The following is a 17,702-nucleotide window of genomic DNA, read 5'->3' on the forward strand; positions in this document are numbered from 1 at the left end:
CTACATGAAAGATAAGAAAAAATGGAGAAGGAAAGTGCTGGTTTTTGTATTGGCATTGCTGACTTTTACCGGTGTTTTTTTGAAAAACAACATTATGACGCGGGCAGGAACTGTTCGGGAAAAAAATTATATAAAAGTATATTATTTGCTTTATGACGGACAGGAAGAAGATGTGTTTTCAAATTTTATTGTGAAGTCACCATGTGAAATATTGGAGGACGGAACAATCCGCTCTGTGATTAACCCTAATCCGGAAGTATATGATTACAATGCAAATGGAATTTCTTTAGATGTAGATATTAATCGAGGGATGCATTGTTATGGACAAGTGCCGATTACAGAAGAATGTACTTACGATGAAAAAGAGGGATATATAGATATTCCCGGTAAGTATTCAGGGAAAGATTTGACAGTTACAGTATGGCAGCCCAGAGACTCTGCTTTTTATACAAATCTTGTACCGGATGAGGTAAAACCTCAGAAAGACAGAAGAAGAAATATTAGTTTTTATACATTTCAGGAAAATTTTCCCAGTGGTACAATACCAGTTTTATTTGCACCAAAGGGCTGCAATCTTGTTACACTTCATGGAGATATTAATAAGGTAAATGTAGGGGATATCTGGAATTGTAATGCAGATACTTGGTATGTTGCGAACAAATATAATGCTGATTCTTATATATGGGAAGATGTAGAAGGATGCAAGGAATATGATAAAAGCTTTTCACAGGGACAGATTGTCAGTATTAAAGACTGTGAAAATCCGATGTTTAACAATATAGGGGGAGCAGGACCGGAAGGAAAGAACTGGCTGTTTATGGGATGCTTATCCAGTGTGAACAATACATTTCAGGGAGTACCGGTTATTACGAAAATGTATATAGAATGTATTGCAAAGGAAGGGAATTCCGCTACATTTTTTGTACATGCTGCCTGTAAAGGTCCAAAGGGGCAAAGAGCACAGACAATTGGCGGATTTTTTAAAGCGAGCTTTACACCTCCGTGGATAGAAGTTTATAAAAAGCCTACGACGAATAAGACAACATGGATAGATGGTAACAAATTTCAGAATGGTTGTGAATGGGCAGAGTGGGCAGTACGCAATAACTCATCATATGACTTGGCCGGAGCAAAATATACATTATGGAGCTATGAAACAGGGGAATATTTTCATGAATGTATTGTAACGGATGCTAGTGGTTATGGCTGGTGTTATGTTCCTTATACGGGAAAATTCATGATAAAGGAAGTATATAACCCGAAAGGGTATATTTTGGATGACCAATGGCATGATATTACAATCACGGAGAATAATGCCACTTTTTATCATGATGAGAACATTAAATATGCACAGCTTCGGATACATAAGTCTGCACAAACTGCCACAGATAAGTCTTTAGCCGGAGCAAAGTATGGGGTATATTGGTATGCAAGCGATATTGAAAATGGTTCTCCAGAATATATTATTACAACAGATGAGAATGGTTACGGAGAGTTAAATGATATTCCCCTTTGGGATTATTACATACATGAAATAGAGGCACCGGAAGGATTTGGACTGGATACTACAATTTATGAGGCAGACTGTAGAAATGCAGGTACTTATCCCAATGTCGGTGTGGATTTATATTCAAAAGAGCCATTAGAAGTAGGAAAAATCACGTTGGAGAAGCAATCTGCAAATCCAGAGTGTACAGATAACAATAATGCTTATTCTTTAAAAGGAGCAGAATATTCCATATATAGTGATCCGGAATGCACAGATTATATAGATAAGATGATTACAGATGAAAAGGGATATGCAGAAAAAGAAGGATTGAAGATGGGAACATACTATGTGAAGGAAAGTAAAGCATCCGAAGGATATTACTTGGATAAAACTGTTTACAAGGTAACTCTTCCTGCAAGTTCGGGGAAATTGGAATATCAGATTACATCAAAAGAAGCTCCACGATTGGAGGCAATAAAAATATTGCTGAAAAAAGTTGATAAAGATACAGGAAATTCCATTCCTGCAGGACAAGGAAGTTTGAAAGGTGCGGAGTTTATTTTTAAATTTTATAAAGGGGAATATCCAGAGGACACAGATCCGGAAACATTAGGAAAGACGGTAGATAAGACGTGGGTATTTGCTACGGATAAAAAGGGAGTGATACAGTTTGATAAGAATTTTTTAATCAGCGGAGACAGTTTTTATATGAATGATAAAGGAATGCCGGCACTTCCTGTTGGAACGTTAGTCATAACAGAAAAGAAGGCGCCAAATGGGTATCACATTAATCCGGTAACGCTTATTAGAAACATAAAACCAGAAGGAGCAGAAGAAAGTGAAGTTTACGTAACACCGGAAGTTGAGGAAGACAGTGTAAGTATAAAAATTGTTAAGGTGCAGGATGGAACAAAGATACGTATTCCGGGTACGGTCTTTCGTCATACCATGCCGGATGGGATAACAAAAGACTATACAACAGATGATAAAGGAGAAATTCAGTTACAAGGGCTGGTTGTAGGAAAACATCGAGTAGTGGAAATGTCTCCGGCTGAGGGATATTTACCAAATACCAGCGTGTTTGAATTTGAAGTTACCGCAGATAATTATGTACGTGCTCTTACAAAAACCACAGAGGATATGGGAGTTTCTTTTGCAAAAGAAGAGAATGGAGATGGTATTTTAACTGTGAAAAATAAATTAGCTCCATTCAAACTGAATATCCGTAAAGTAAATAATAAAAATAAGGTATTGGAAGGTGCAGAATTTACCTTATATGAAGATAAAGAGTGCAGAGTGGTAGTTGATAGACAGGTATCAGATAAAGATGGAAATCTGTCGTTTAAAAATGTACAGACAGGCAAGGAGTACTATTTAAAAGAGACAAAAGCACCGACAGGGTACAAGCTTCCTATAAATTCAGATGGGAGTCCGGTCATTTATAAAATAAAAGTGGAAAGTGATCCAATAAAAAATAGCTTTCTTGTTTACGTGAATGAGAAAGCTTATGATGCCAATTCTAATGGTTCTATTATCATTGGCGGTACCAAAAAGGATAGGGAAGTCAATCTTACTGTCGTGAATACAGTAAATGGGAAACTGCCAAATACAGGTTCACACAGTATGATTTGGATTTTGGCAATGGGAAGTATTTTAATGATTGCTTCTTTAGGAAAGAAGAGAAAATAATGAGATAATGAAAAGAGGAAAAATAATGAAAAATAAAATTTTTAAAGTAATGTTAATGATGGGACTGGCAGCAGTAATAATAACAACAAACACAGTAGGAAGTGGATTAACACCGGTTTATGCGAAAGAAATGAAAGTAACACAAGGAAACCAGGTTGTAAATGGTATCATTGATTTTGGCAAGGGCTCTGCCAGTATTACCATTAATGGAAATCAGGGACAATCTTTAGCAGGAAAGAAATTTGAAGTCTTTCAGCTATTTTATGCAGAAAATTCAAAAGACGGAGAGTCTATTAATTATACTTTTAATCCAGAATATGCCAATGCAATTAAGACAATAGTTGCTGCCGCTTTGAATAAAAAGAATGGAACACAGTTAAGACCGGCAGATGTAACAGAATACATGGCGATTGATTATATCCAAACGCTGAATTCTAATCCGGTAGAAGGTGCGGATGCTTTTCAGAAGTTGGAAGGCAGGTACAGCGCATTTCGTTATTTTGTGGAAAATGTAAGAAGCCAGATTAAGAAAGAAAACAAATCAGGAGAAATTTTTACGGTGCAGTCCACAAAAGCTGATAACTCCATATCAATTACAGGTCTTGCATTTGGATACTATGTAGTAGATGAGTTATCTAAAACAGATGAAAATGGAGAGCAGTGGTTTGCGTCTTCTCTTTGTATGGTAAATACAGCAAATCCGGATGCTCAGGTGAATATTAAATCTGATTATCCGGTGATAACAAAGAAAATACAGGAAGATGATAATAAAGATAGTATTAAAAATGATGGTTGGAATGATATTGGGGATTATGAAATTGGACAGACAGTACCTTATAAATTTGTGTCCACTGTTCCTGACATGAATGGATATAGTTCTTATTATTACGGATGGCATGACAAAATGGATAAAGCGCTGACTTTTCGTGCAGATAAATCTAAAATAGAGATTTCTATAAAAAGCAAAGAGGGTAAAAGTTATAAACTGAAGGACAGTGAATATGTTTTGACAGAAAATCCACAGGATAACTCCGGTGATACTTTTAAAGTAGAAATTATGGATATAAAGAAGATTGTGGATCGTGAATTTAATAAAATAAATAATAATCAGGAAAACGATTATAATGGGTTAATGGTTACTTTAAAATATGAAGCAATTTTAAATGATTTGGCTGCATTAGATACCGGAAGACCGGGGTTTGAAAATGATGTTCGCTTAGAATTTTCCAATGATGCAGACGCAAACGGAAGAGGGGAAACAGGTTTTACACCATGGGATACAGTTGTATGTTTTACCTTTGAAATAGATGGATTAAAGACCAACAATCATGATAAAGTGCTGCAGAATGCGAAATTCCGTCTTTACAGCGACAAGGAATGTAAGAATGAAGTTTATGTAAAGAAAAATACGAACCAAGGACAAGATGGATATATTGTGATTAATCGTGACTCCGCAGGAGGCAGTGATCATACAGGTGGTATAACACCACAGGAAGCGGTAGAAATGGTATCAGATGTAAAGGGTATTTTTAAGATTTACGGTCTGGATCAGGGTACATATTATTTAAAAGAAACAGATGCACCGGATGGATATCGCCCTCTTCTTGATCCGATTGTTATTCATGTAAAACCAACTTATAGTACAGACAGAAATAATTATGTGAAGGGGGAAGGAGCTACAGAAAAAACATTAAAGAGATTGGAAGGTACTGCTCATGTAAAGTCTTTCTACAATGGTGCCTTTAAGGAGGAAGATATAAAACTCCATACAGATGTAAAGAAAGGCAATCTGTATATAAAAGTAATTAATGAAGTAGGAAAAAAACTGCCGATTACAGGTTCTTCGGCTATGCTGGTAATCGTATGTACAGGAGCTGCTTTAATAAGTGGTTCTATGTTATCTAACAGGAAACAGAGGAAGAAATGAAGAAACGAAAAAGAATATGGAATAAAATCATTTTTATAGCAGGATTACTTCTTCTTTCTTATCCGTTAATTAGCAGTATGGCAGCGCGACAGCATCAGAAAGATGCTGTCGCTACTTACCAAGGTAGTATGGAAATGGAAGATGAAAGTAAAATACAGGATATTTTAGAAAAAGCATCGGAATATAACAATATGTTGTTTCAAACTCAAGGAGTAAGTATAGCAGGTCTGCAGGAAGGAATTTTAAGTAATGAAAATTATAAGAGTCTGTTAAATATTTCTGGAACAGGTATTATGGGAAGTATTGAAATTCCTAAGATTAACATAGATCTTCCGATTTACCATGGGACATCAGAGGAAGTATTATCTGTAGGAATAGGACATTTTCAGGACAGCAGTCTTCCCATTGGTGGAAATAATACGAGATGTATTCTTACCGGACACAGAGGACTGCCGAATTCTAAATTGTTTACAAGACTGGACGAACTGGACACAGAGGATCTTTTTTTTATAAGTACATGTGGGGAAGTCTTGGCATACTGCATTACGGAAATTGAAGTAATGGAGCCGGAAGAAGCGGAGAGGCTGGAGATTTTACCGGAAAAAGATTTATGTACGCTGGTAACCTGTACTCCTTATGGAATTAATACACAGAGGCTGATTGTAACAGGGGAAAGAGTACCTTATGAAAAAGTGGAATATGATAGTATTAAAAGAAAATTACCTTCTTTTCGGGAAATTTTTTTTATAGTATTGCCATTTATTTTTATTATAGTAGAAGTGAGTTCTTTTTTGGGGAGGAAAGCATATGAAAAAAAGCATGAAAAGTAATTTTTTATTTTCTATGACTATATTTTTATTATTTGTAATTAGCATACAAGTATTTGCAGATGACAGAGAACTTTTTGTAGATTATGAGGGGACAAAAGGAGAAAATTCTTTTGTAGATGTAAAAAAATTGGAAAATGTAGATATGCATCAAAGAGGGAGTATTTGTGTTGAGCTGACAGAGGGAGGGAAGGGAACGTCAAGAGAAAATGTAGAGTTTTCTTGTACAAAGGTAGGCGAAGTTAGGAAAGGTGAATACATATTAAAGGAGGAATTTGCTTCTTCAAATGTGGATTTAAATACAATTGAGTCAGCGAAGGAGATGGAAGAGGCTGCAGAAAAGTTGGCTGAATTGGATATTTCTGCAGAAAAAGTTTTGGTAACAGACAAAAATGGAAGGCTTTGCTTTTCTGATTTATCAGTAGGTGTGTATTTTTTAGAAGCTACAGATACTGCTAAATATGAGAAAGTAACGCCGTTCTTAATCACTATTCCTACCTTTGATGAAAAAGAGGGAGAGATGAATTATGATATTACAGTTATCCCAAAACATGAACCAGAACCAGATGAAATTACAACAGACTCTCCGGGAAAACCAAAAGCGCCTCAGACCGGATTAGACAGTCCAGTCTTAAAATATTTTATCGGTGCAGCTTTGATTGCAATGTTTTTGGTAACTTTTAACAGGATATTTAAAAAATGAAGAAAAAAGAATGAAAAAGTTGATAAATATAGTATTCGGAATACTTTTTTTTCTGCTGTTGACATTGGGGATGAAAGAACTATTTTTGTTTTTTTATGCAGAAGAACATTATGAAGTATTGAGGGAACAAATAATAAAGATACCATCTGTTAATCAGAAAGAATTGGAGATAGATGATCCGTTTAATCGTTATATTGATTTTCATGTATTGGAAGAGATAAATGAAGAAATTGCCGGATGGATTTATATACCCGGTACAAAAGTAGACTATCCTATAATGATAGGAGATACAGAGCAGGAATATTTAAAAAAGGATTTTGAAGGAAAATCCAGTACTTTAGGTTCAATATTTGCTTTTCCGGATGTGAAATTAAATCAGGATTTTCATGTTTGTTTATATGGTCATAACATGATTTCGGGGCAGATGTTTGGTGGACTGAAGAAATATAAAGATACAGAATATGCGAAATCTTATAGGCGAGCTTATTTGTATACAAAAGAAAGGACAAAAGAATTGGAGTTAATATCTGCTTTTCCGTGTGAAAATACAGACAGTATCTTGGAACTGGGAGAAAAGACCTGGGAGCACAGTAATGCGGAGAAAATTGTAAATAATTTAGTGAAAAGAAGTTCAATTACTTTAGAAATACCGAAAAATGAAACAGCGCAAATTTTTACTCTTGTGACTTGTGATGGCAGTGCTGGTGGGAAATATCGACTGGTTTTAAATTTTACTTTAATAAAGGAAAAATTTGTATTGGAATAAAAATATAAAAACATGGAAATGCCTCTTTTTTTAAAACATTTTAAAATAGAAAAGGGGCATATCCATAATTTATTCCTTTATATGCTTCCACTGGTGGAAGATGGCAAAGGCTTTACAAGTGAAAAAAAATATGCTATGATAACCGAGATATTACAATTATGTGCACTCGTAGCTCAGGGGATAGAGCAGTGGTTTCCGGTGCCACGTGTCGGGGGTTCGATTCCCTCCGGGTGTGTTTGTGCTTTGGGGAGAGCATGGAAATAAGGGAATGTAAGGAGGACAAACATGTTAGACAATTTCAGAGAATGGCTCTCGGATAATCTGAGGTATATTCTTCTGGGTCTGGCAATTCTGGCTGTTCTGTTATTGCTATTTTTTGGAATAAAAGCGATTATGGGAAATTCTTCTGATAAAAAAGAAAATGAACCGGCAAAGAAAACAGAACAGAAGAAAGAGTCCACAGATTCCGAAAAAACAGATGGAAATAAGTCTGAAGAGGAAGATGAGAATGCTCTTGAGAAGAATGCATATCCTGAAGTAAATGCCTTAATTCAATCCTTTTACTCTGCTTGGGGTGACAAAGATGTTACCAAGATGAAAGAGCTGACGGATAATTTTAATGCAACTGATGAAACAAAGGTAACAAATGCTACTTATATTGAGTCTTATGAAAATGTAACAGTTTATACAAAAAAAGGACTTGATGAAAATAGTTATGTAGTATTTGCAGCTTATGATTTAAAATTTAAAGATATTAATACTCCGGCTCCTGGACTGTCAGAGTTATATGTTTATAAAAACGAAGATGGAAAATACATTATCCAGAATGATGATACAAATACTGAAATTCAGGAGTGTATAGAGAAAACAAGACAGGAAAGTGATGTGGCAGAGCTGATTGCAGAAGTAGAAGAGAAATTAAATACAGCAATGGCTTCTGATGATACTTTGAAAAAGTTTGAAGAAGAGCTGGGCGAAAAAGTCAATACAGCACAGATGGCAGATAACGGTGATATGCTGACAGCGAAAGAAGCTTGTAATATACGTTCTGATGCCAATGTAAATGCTGAAATTTTAGGAAAATTACAGGCAGGGGAGCAGGTAAAGAAACTGGAAAATGCATCAGATAATTGGATAAAGGTAGAATATAATGGCAGAGAAGCTTATGTATTCGGCGATTTAGTTCAGTAAAATATACCCTGGCAGCAGACACAAAAGGTGTTAGTTGTCAGGGTGTTTGCACAATAAAGAGGAAAAAGTATGAAAATTACTAAAAAAGGAATTCTTATTACAATTCCGGTTGTTTTGGCAGGTTCTTTTTTTGTTATAGCACCACAGTATGGGGCTTTGATAATTAAGCATTCTATGGTGAGCTATAAAAATGAAAAGGAAGCAACGAAAGAGGATCATTGGATTTATAATGAAAATGGACGTCGTTTTGTATATCATGATGGTTCTGTTATTCAAAACAGCAGTCGGGTGTTGAATGGAATTACTTATTATTTTGATGAAAAGGGCTATGTAAAAACCGGCTGGGTACAGGACAAAGGGCAAATTTTTTATAGGAATTCGGATGGTTCTCCGGTAGTAGGATGGTTTACAGATGAAAGTGGCACTTATTATTTAGATGAAAATGGTTCGCCTGCTATAGGTTGGACAGATATAGATGGAAAGCATTATTACTTTAAGGAGAATGGGGCAGCCGCTACAGGAATGACAGAAGTCGATGGTGTCCAGTATCTTTTCAATGAAGATGGAACAGTATCCGCAGGATGGATATTAAAAGATGATAAATATTATTATCGGGATGAATATGGAGCAATTTCATATGGTTGGGAATATATTGATGGGCAATATTATTTTTTTCGTGAAGATGGGACAATGGCTACAGGCTGGATTACAGATGGAGACCAGCGTTATTATATGAATACAGACGGTTCTATGGTACGGAATGCCTGGATCAATGAAGATGGACAAAAACATTTTGTGGGATCAGACGGAAAGGAGCAGAAAGGCTGGGTTTCTATAAGTGGAAAGTCTTATTATCTTACAGAGGACGGAATTATAGGAAAGTCCGGATGGTTAAAACAGGATGGAAAGTGGTACTTTATTAATGAGGACGGAAGTGCCAGAACTGGTTTGTTCAAAGAGAATGGAAAATGGTATTATCTTACAGATGAGGGAGAATTACAGGATGGCTGGATTGTGTCAAATGGGAAGTATTATTATCTTGCAAATTCGGAACTTATGACTGGATGGAGAAAGATAGACGGTAAGCAGTATTATTTCCATGAAGATGGGGTTATGGCTACAGGCTGGATTACCATTGAAGGAAAATCCTATTATCTGAACGAGGATGGAAGCTTGAATATACATGTGCAGGAGTGATGGTACAAAAGAGATACCCTGATAGCGATTTATAGAAAAATCTGTAAGCCGTTATTGGGGTATTCCTGTCAGAATATGAAGGAGGAGTTATGCGTTTAAATAAATATTTAAGTGATGCAGGTATATGCTCCAGACGGGAGGCAGACCGTTTAATAGAAGCGGGACATGTTTCCGTAGATGGAAAACTTGCCGTGCAGGGAATGCAGGTGGAAGATTTTCATGAAATTAAAGTAGATGGAAAAGTGATAAAGCGTGAAGAGAAAAAAGTGGTTTTAGTATTTCACAAGCCGAAAGGAATTGAATGTACTGCAAATCCAAAGGTTAAAAAGAATGTAATTTCTTATATTAATTATCCAATTAGGGTATATTATGCAGGAAGACTGGATAAAGACTCTGAAGGTCTTTTACTTCTTACCAATGAGGGCGAACTGGTAAATCAGATTATGAAGGCCGGCAGTTACCATGAAAAGGAGTATCTTGTAACTGTTGATAAACCGGTAACGGAGGAATTTTTACAGAAAATGAGAGAAGGTGTTCCAATTTTAGGGACAATCACCAGAAAATGTAAGGCAGAGCGTGAAGGGGAGAGAATTTTCCGAATTACTCTCACACAAGGATTAAATCGACAAATACGGCGTATGTGTAATTATCTGGGATATGAAGTGGTAAAATTAAAGAGAATTCGGATCATGAATATTGAATTGGGAAATCTTCCAACAGGAAGTTATCGTGAAGCAACAGAAGAGGAGCTGAATGAGCTGAAAAGTCAGCTTGGAAAAGAGGAAGATAGGCCACAGAAAGCTGCTTTGGAAAATGGACGAAAACCTATAAAAAATGCGGGAAAATATAGAAATCCATCTAAAGTAAGAAAAAGACAGTAAAGAATGGAGGCTTCAGAGAATGGATAAAATGAAAAGAATGAAGGAATTGCTGAAAATTTTAACAGAGGCATCAAAGGCATACTATCAGGAAGATAGAGAAATTATGAGCAATTTTGAATATGATAAATTATATGATGAGTTAGTGCAGCTGGAAAAAGAAACGGGAGTTACTCTGGCAGGCAGCCCTACAGTTTCTGTGGGATATGAGGCTTTGGACGAACTGCCAAAGGAAGCTCATGAAAGTCCAATGCTGTCTCTGGATAAAACAAAAGATGTAGAAGCATTAAGAGCTTTTATTGGAGAGCAAAAATCATTACTTTCTTGGAAACTGGATGGACTTACTATTGTATTGACCTATAGTAACGGAAAGCTGTTGAAAGCAGTAACCAGAGGAAATGGAACTGTAGGGGAAGTCATTACGGGAAATGCAAAAGTTTTTAAAAATATTCCGTTGCAGATTGCCTATCAGGGGAATTTAGTTTTACGTGGAGAAGCTATTATCACTTACTCTGACTTTGAAAAAATTAATGCACAGATAGAGGATGTAGACGCTAAATATAAAAATCCGAGAAACTTGTGCAGTGGTTCTGTAAGGCAGTTAAATAATGAAATTACAGCGAAAAGAAATGTGAACTTTTATGCATTTTCTCTGGTAAAAGCAGATGGCGTTGAATTTCATAATTCGCGGGAGCAGCAATTTTGCTGGTTAAAAGAACAGGGATTTGATGTGGTGGAATATCGTGTTGTCACAGGAGAAACACTGGATGAGGCCATGGAGTATTTTTCAAATCAGGTTTCAAAAAACGATTTTCCATCCGATGGACTTGTAGTTTTATATGATGATATTGCCTATGGAGAGTCTTTAGGAAGTACAGCCAAGTTTCCGAGAAATGCGTATGCGTTTAAATGGAAGGATGAAATCCGAGAAACTACCTTAAAAGAAATTGAATGGAGCGCTTCAAGAACAGGATTGATTAATCCGGTAGCTATTTTTGAACCGGTGGAACTGGAAGGAACCACAGTAAGCCGCGCCAGCGTGCATAATATTAGTATCATGAAGGAATTGCAGCTTGGAATTGGGGATAAAATTCAGGTATATAAGGCAAATATGATTATTCCTCAGATTGCAGAAAATTTGACTAGAAGCGGAAATTTGGAAATTCCTAAAATATGTCCGGTATGTGGAAAAGAGGCCAGAGTAATAAAAACAAACGATGTAGAAGCATTATACTGTATGAATGAGCAGTGTCAGGCGAAGAAAATTAAATCGTTTACCTTATTTGTCAGCAGAGATGCTATGAATATCGATGGATTGTCAGAAGCAACGCTGGAAAAGTTTATTTTAAAAGGATTTATCAGAGATTTTGGGGATATATTTGAAATTGAAAAATATAAAGATGAGATTTTAGAAATGGAAGGATTTGGACAGAAATCTTTCGATAATCTGATTGCCAGCTTGGAGAGGGCAAAACATACTACTCTGCCAAGAGTGCTTTACAGTCTTGGGATTGCAAATATTGGCTTGGCAAATGCAAAACTTATATGCAAAGAACTTCACTATGATGTTGAAAAAATGATTGCAGCCAATGAGGAAGAAATCAGCGGTATAGAAGGAATTGGCCCTGTAATTGCTAAGACATACACAGAGTATTTTGCAGAAGAAGAAAATTTGAAAAAGTTTCGTCATCTGTTGTCACATTTAGAATTAGAGGAAGTAAAAAGAGAGGAAAATTTATCTTTAGAAGGTAAGCAATTTGTAATTACAGGAAGTGTAATACATTTTACAAACAGAGCAGAGCTGAAAGAAGAAATTGAAAAGAGGGGTGGAAAAGTAACAGGAAGTGTGACTTCAAAAACACATTATTTGATTAACAATGATACTACGTCTAATTCTTCTAAAAATAAAAAAGCAAAAGAGCTTGGTATTCCAATTTTATCAGAAGATGATTTTATGAAAATGGCAGGTATGTAAAACTTATGAAGAAAGAAGAAATAAAAGAAAAGGGAATTCAGGGAGTAAAAAAGATTATATTTGGAAGAACGCTGTTTGTAATATTTGCATTCTTAGTCCAATTTGCACTGCTGGCAGTAACATATATCTGGTTAAGAGATTATAGCTATGTGTTTTATTTGCTTTTTGTAGTGTTAAGTGTCAGTGTAGTTCTACATTTATTTAATAGTAATGAAAGCCCTGATTTTAAGCTGGTATGGATGCTTCCGTTGGTTATTTTTCCTGTATTCGGTGCATTTTTTTATTTGTATGTGGCGATGCAGCTGGGAACAAAAATGATTTTTAGACGTTTGAAATATCTTTCTCAGTTTACCAAACAGTATGTGCCTCAAAACATGGAAGTGAAAAACAGATTGAAAGAAGAAAATTCCCAGATGGGGCATTTTGTTCAGTATATGGAAGAATATGATAATTGTCCGGTATATGACCACACACAAATAACGTATTATCCACTTGGAGATGATCAGTTTAAAGATATGATTACAGAGCTGGAAAAAGCAGAAAAATTTATCTTTTTAGAGTTTTTCATTGTAGAAGAAGGAAAGATGTGGAACACTATATTAGATATTTTAAAGAAAAAAGCAAAAGAAGGCGTAGAAGTGCGTGTTATGTATGATGGTATGTGTGTGTTGGCGCTTTTGCCTTATTTTTATCCAAAACTTTTAGAGGCAGAAGGAATTAAATGTAAAATGTTTGCGCCAATTAAGCCTGTATTTTCTACTCATTATAACAATAGAGATCATAGAAAAATTATGGTTATTGATGGAAAAGTGGCATTTACAGGAGGAACAAACCTTGCCGATGAATATATTAATCAGAAAGTACGTTTCGGACATTGGAAAGATACTGCTGTACGATTGACAGGAAAGGCAGCAGAGCGTTTTACATATATGTTTTTAGAGATGTGGAATGTTTCTGAAACAAAAGAAGAAGCTTATGATAAATATAAAACACCTGCAGAATTTACTATGCCCAGTGACGGATATGTAATCCCTTATGAGGTTTGTCCATTTGGAAAAGAAAGAGTAGGAAAAAAGGTATATCTTGACATTTTAAATACAGCCAAGGACTATGTACATATTATGACTCCCTACCTGATTTTAGATTATGAGATGCTTATGGCACTTACCTATGCAGCAAAAAGAGGTGTTCAAGTATCCATTATTATGCCTCATATTCCGGATAAAAAGGCTGCATTTGCTGTGGCAAAGACATATTATAATGAGCTTTTGGAAGCTGGAGTACAGATTTGTGAATATGAGCCTGGATTTGTACATGCGAAAGTTTTTGTTGCAGATGATGAAAAAGCAGTTGTAGGAACTGTTAATTTGGATTACAGGAGCTTATTCCACCATTTTGAATGTGGTGTCTTAATGTATGAAAACTCACAGATTTTAGAAATTGAAAAGGATTTTCAGGCAACTTTGAAAAAAAGTATTAAGATACAACCATCTGATTATAAACGTCAGAAATTAGCAATGAGAATTACAGGAAAAGTTTTACGTATGTTTGCGCCTCTTATGTAGACAAAATAAAATAAAGCGGAGGAAAGAAAATGCCTATTAAAATTCAGAGTGATTTACCTGTTAAGGAAATATTAGAAAAGGAAAATATATTTGTAATGGATGAAAAAAGAGCTGTTCATCAAGATATTCGTCCGGTACAGATTTTGATTTTAAATCTCATGCCTTTAAAAGAAGATACAGAGTTACAGCTTTTGCGCTCTTTGTCCAATACACCGTTACAGGTAGATGTTTCTTTTATGATGGTAAGCAGTCATGTTTCCAAAAACACAGCGACCAGCCATTTGAATAAGTTTTATCAGACTTTTGATGAAGTAAAAGAGCATAAATTTGATGGTATGATTATTACCGGAGCGCCGGTAGAGCAGATGGAATTTGAAGAGGTAGATTATTGGCAGGAAATCACAGAAATCATGGAATGGTCTAAAGAGAATGTAACTTCTACTATTTATCTTTGCTGGGCGGCGCAGGCGGGATTGTATTATCATTATGGACTGCAGAAAAGAAAGATGGAGAAGAAAGTGTTTGGAATTTTTCCACATAAGGTGAAAAACAGGAAAATTCCGTTAGTAAGAGGGTTTGATGATGTGTTTTTTGCGCCTCATTCAAGACATACTGAAGTACCGGCAGAGGATATTCATAATTGTAAAGAACTTACAGTTCTGGCAGAGTCTGAGGAAGCCGGTGTATTTCTGGCTATGGCAAAAGATGGCAGACAGATTTTTGTCATGGGACACCCTGAATATGACAGAGTAACTCTTGATGGAGAATACAAAAGAGATTTAAGTAAAGGTCTTCCGATTGAAATGCCAAAAGGCTATTATCCGGAGGATAATGCAGAGAATAAGCCGTTGCTTTTGTGGCGTTCTCATGCCAATAATCTCTATACAAACTGGCTGAATTATTATGTTTATCAGGTGACACCGTATAATCTGGACGGAACACCGTTTTAATGTTATGGGGCATATTGTGTAAGTGCAATATGCCCTTGAATTTTTGGAAAAATAGATGGGGTGCAATTTCATCTCATAATGGAGTATGAGGGAAAACAGATGAGGATATACATTAGTACAGATGGTTCTTCCTATTTGAAACGATTTTTGCCTCGTTATTTTTTTATGAATATATTTTGACAGACAGCAGAAAAGTAATGACGCGTTTTTTGATGAATGGTATAATATAAGGAATTTAGTAAAGGTGGAAATTTAATGAACTTACTTTTGAATATTTATGATGCTTTTGGAAGTTATCTTTTCATCATAGGAATACCTGTGTTATTTGAACTTATTTCATTTTTTTATCAATATATAAAATCCAAGCAGAAAATTACCATTTTTTTAGAAAAGTGCAAACTGTTAATTAAGTTTGTTTATGTATGTGTTTTTGTATTGGGATATTTACTGTTCATTCTTCTTATGGCAGATACTCAATCGAGAGTTATATTTGGTTCTATTATTTCGATAGCCTCAGTAATAGGAATTTTAGGATACATTGCCTATAAAAAGAATTCTAACAAAAAAACAGAAAAAAATTTAGTATCAAGGTATTATCTTATACAGTCAGAGAAATATTTATGTTGGCTTTTTTCTCTTTTTAGTGTATGTTGCATTGGGTTATTTATATATGCAATTTATGTACATGAAGATTTATGGGTTATTATTTTTCTTTTAATATTTTCAATAGCAATGCTGTCAGCAGCTTTAAATATAGGACTATGGAAAATTGAAGTAAACGATATGGAAATTATCTATCGCTCTACTTTTGGTCGTGTAAGAAAATACAATTTCAAGGATATAACAAAGGGCATATATAAAAAGAATGGTGCATTTCGTGTTTATATAGGAGAGAAAAGAATATTTACATTTGATGATAATATGGAATTTTCATTGTTTATAGCACAGATGAACCGATTGCATATCCCGGTGTGGAGCTATGATTTTTCAGTTAAAATGAAAAGCAAATTTCGATAAATTGACAATCGTTTCAGGCACGATGGAGAGCTTTAGCCATAGAGTTATCACGGCTTTACCGGCAATTGGTATTTTTGTAATTATAAGAAATTGTAAGAAAAAATAAGAATTAAATTTATTGAACAAGGTAGGAAAGAAAATGAATGTGAATGAATATCAAACATTAGCAATGACTACACTCAACCCGGAACTTGATAAAAGGGAGGTTTTAATTAATAGTGTAATGGGACTATGCGGAGAAGCAGGAGAAGCCATTGACATTGTGAAAAAGTGGATGGCGCAAGGACATGAATTAGATAAAGAACATTTGAAAAAAGAACTTGGAGATATTGCATGGTATTTGGCAGAAGCAGCTACAGCCTTAGATGTTTCTCTTGAGGAGGTTTTTCAGGCGAATATTGATAAACTGAAAAAGAGATATCCTGATGGTTTTGACATTCAGAAATCATTGGTTAGATTAAAAGGAGATATATAAATTCGATTTAGGGAGGAAATAGTTTGGCTATTTTGTATGTAGAACTGAGGATGGAGTTTTATGGGTTGAGCATCTTTTTGTAAGTTCCAAGCATAGAAGAAAAGGTATTGCTTCCTTGTTGTTTCAGAAAGCAGAGGAAATTGCCGAGTCAATGGGACAGGAGACCGTTTTTAATTATATGCATCTAAATAATGACAGGATGATAGCTTTTTTACGCTCAAAAGGCTATACAGTATTGAACTTGATTGAAATTCGCAAGCTTTATAAAGACGAGAAAATCAGCACTACGATTAAGGTGGAAAATATTGTTAAAACGGCAATTACTTATGCAGAAGAAAATCCTAAAAGAGCATATCAAGTAAAAAGGCATCGAAAATGGATAGTTTTATATATTTTATCTTTTTTAGCAGGCGGAATGGGGATGTTTTTTAATAATATAACAAAACAACTATGCTTAGAAATATTAGGAATGACATTGGTTTTATGATGAGAATAGTGTTAACTTTGTGTATGATAGTGCGTTTCGTATGAATATGGATGTGATAGTGAGAACCCGGAAATCATTTTGTATAAAAGAAGATGATTTCAGATTTTTCATTGCTTGAAAGATTAGAATAGTGGTAAATGTTAGAAGGTGAACAGATGCGAAAAGTCAGATTATTTATTGCCATGAGCCTTGATGGATATATTGCAGATAAAGAAGGCAGTGTTCATTGGCTGGAAGGACAAGGGGACAGTCACGAGGATATTGATGTTTATTCTGAATTTGTAAAAGACATTGATACAATACTTATGGGGTGGAATACTTATCATCAGGTAGTTACGGAGTTTTCTCCAAATGAGTGGATATACAGTGATTTTTTGACTTATGTATTTACACACAGGAAGTGCAGTTCTACTGAAAAAATTAGATTTATAAATGAAAATCCGATTGATTTCATAAAAAAGTTAAGACTGGAAAAAGTAAGAAACGGAGTTGCAAATCAAATCGAAACAGACGGAGAAAAAAGAATTTCAAAAGATGATGTTTCTGTAAAATAAATAGGTATTATG

At 35.2% G+C, this 17,702-nt stretch carries 14 protein-coding genes, 1 tRNA gene and 1 pseudogene; all 16 read left to right on the forward strand.

From position 1 onward, the window contains the following. Positions 1-4: 4 nt before the first annotated feature. The 16 genes and pseudogenes from BQ7352_RS08370 (at position 5) to BQ7352_RS08445 (ending at position 17,690) form a co-directional block, all read left to right on the forward strand. Entirely contained in the window at positions 5-3,178 is a 3,174-nt protein-coding gene (locus BQ7352_RS08370; RefSeq protein WP_072448712.1) for a SpaA isopeptide-forming pilin-related protein, read from the forward strand. Positions 3,179-3,203: 25 nt separating this feature from the next. Beyond that, positions 3,204-5,105 (forward strand): isopeptide-forming domain-containing fimbrial protein, encoded by a 1,902-nt coding sequence (locus tag BQ7352_RS08375; RefSeq protein WP_242948562.1) that lies wholly within the window; start codon positions 3,204-3,206, stop codon positions 5,103-5,105. Then, positions 5,102-5,935, forward strand: coding sequence for a class C sortase (locus BQ7352_RS08380; RefSeq protein WP_072448713.1), 834 nt, complete (start codon positions 5,102-5,104; stop codon positions 5,933-5,935). The genes BQ7352_RS08375 and BQ7352_RS08380 overlap by 4 nt, the downstream gene beginning before the upstream one ends. After that, positions 5,913-6,635 carry an isopeptide-forming domain-containing protein gene (locus tag BQ7352_RS08385; protein WP_072448715.1) on the forward strand — a complete coding sequence of 241 codons (723 nt, stop codon included), beginning with the start codon at positions 5,913-5,915 and terminating at the stop codon, positions 6,633-6,635. Before BQ7352_RS08380 ends, BQ7352_RS08385 begins: the two co-directional genes overlap by 23 nt. Positions 6,636-6,645: 10 nt before the next feature. Beyond that, positions 6,646-7,401 (forward strand): class B sortase, encoded by a 756-nt coding sequence (locus BQ7352_RS08390; protein WP_072448717.1) that lies wholly within the window; start codon positions 6,646-6,648, stop codon positions 7,399-7,401. A gap of 162 nt (positions 7,402-7,563) precedes the next feature. Continuing rightward, positions 7,564-7,636, forward strand: a tRNA-Arg gene (locus BQ7352_RS08395). 50 nt (positions 7,637-7,686) lie between these two features. After that, entirely contained in the window at positions 7,687-8,592 is a 906-nt protein-coding gene (locus tag BQ7352_RS08400; RefSeq protein WP_072448719.1) for an SH3 domain-containing protein, read from the forward strand. 69 nt (positions 8,593-8,661) lie between these two features. After that, positions 8,662-9,789: an N-acetylmuramoyl-L-alanine amidase family protein gene (locus tag BQ7352_RS08405; RefSeq protein ID WP_072448721.1), complete on the forward strand. Its 1,128-nt coding sequence runs from the start codon at positions 8,662-8,664 to the stop codon at positions 9,787-9,789. A gap of 89 nt (positions 9,790-9,878) precedes the next feature. Next, the gene (locus tag BQ7352_RS08410; protein ID WP_072448723.1) at positions 9,879-10,670 is read left to right on the forward strand and encodes a pseudouridine synthase; all 792 of its coding nucleotides are present in this window, start codon (positions 9,879-9,881) and stop codon (positions 10,668-10,670) included. A gap of 19 nt (positions 10,671-10,689) precedes the next feature. Next, the gene (ligA, locus tag BQ7352_RS08415) at positions 10,690-12,642 is read left to right on the forward strand and encodes an NAD-dependent DNA ligase LigA (protein ID WP_072448725.1); all 1,953 of its coding nucleotides are present in this window, start codon (positions 10,690-10,692) and stop codon (positions 12,640-12,642) included. 5 nt (positions 12,643-12,647) lie between these two features. Beyond that, on the forward strand, positions 12,648-14,207 hold the full coding sequence (gene cls, locus BQ7352_RS08420; RefSeq protein ID WP_072448727.1) for a cardiolipin synthase: 1,560 nt from the start codon (positions 12,648-12,650) through the stop codon (positions 14,205-14,207). Between the two features lie 29 nt (positions 14,208-14,236). Next, positions 14,237-15,157 carry a homoserine O-acetyltransferase MetA gene (metA, locus tag BQ7352_RS08425; RefSeq protein WP_072448729.1) on the forward strand — a complete coding sequence of 307 codons (921 nt, stop codon included), beginning with the start codon at positions 14,237-14,239 and terminating at the stop codon, positions 15,155-15,157. Positions 15,158-15,412: 255 nt separating this feature from the next. Then, the gene (locus tag BQ7352_RS14825; protein WP_242948563.1) at positions 15,413-16,174 is read left to right on the forward strand and encodes a DUF6560 family protein; all 762 of its coding nucleotides are present in this window, start codon (positions 15,413-15,415) and stop codon (positions 16,172-16,174) included. Positions 16,175-16,313: 139 nt separating this feature from the next. Next, positions 16,314-16,649 (forward strand): nucleoside triphosphate pyrophosphohydrolase family protein, encoded by a 336-nt coding sequence (locus BQ7352_RS08435; RefSeq protein ID WP_072448731.1) that lies wholly within the window; start codon positions 16,314-16,316, stop codon positions 16,647-16,649. A gap of 85 nt (positions 16,650-16,734) precedes the next feature. Beyond that, positions 16,735-17,136, forward strand: a pseudogene (locus BQ7352_RS14830) (GNAT family N-acetyltransferase); the annotation flags it as partial. Between the two features lie 155 nt (positions 17,137-17,291). Then, positions 17,292-17,690 (forward strand): dihydrofolate reductase family protein, encoded by a 399-nt coding sequence (locus BQ7352_RS08445; protein WP_072448733.1) that lies wholly within the window; start codon positions 17,292-17,294, stop codon positions 17,688-17,690. Positions 17,691-17,702: the final 12 nt, after the last annotated feature.

The organism is Blautia sp. Marseille-P3201T, assembly GCF_900120295.1.
GTDB lineage: Bacteria > Bacillota > Clostridia > Lachnospirales > Lachnospiraceae > Blautia.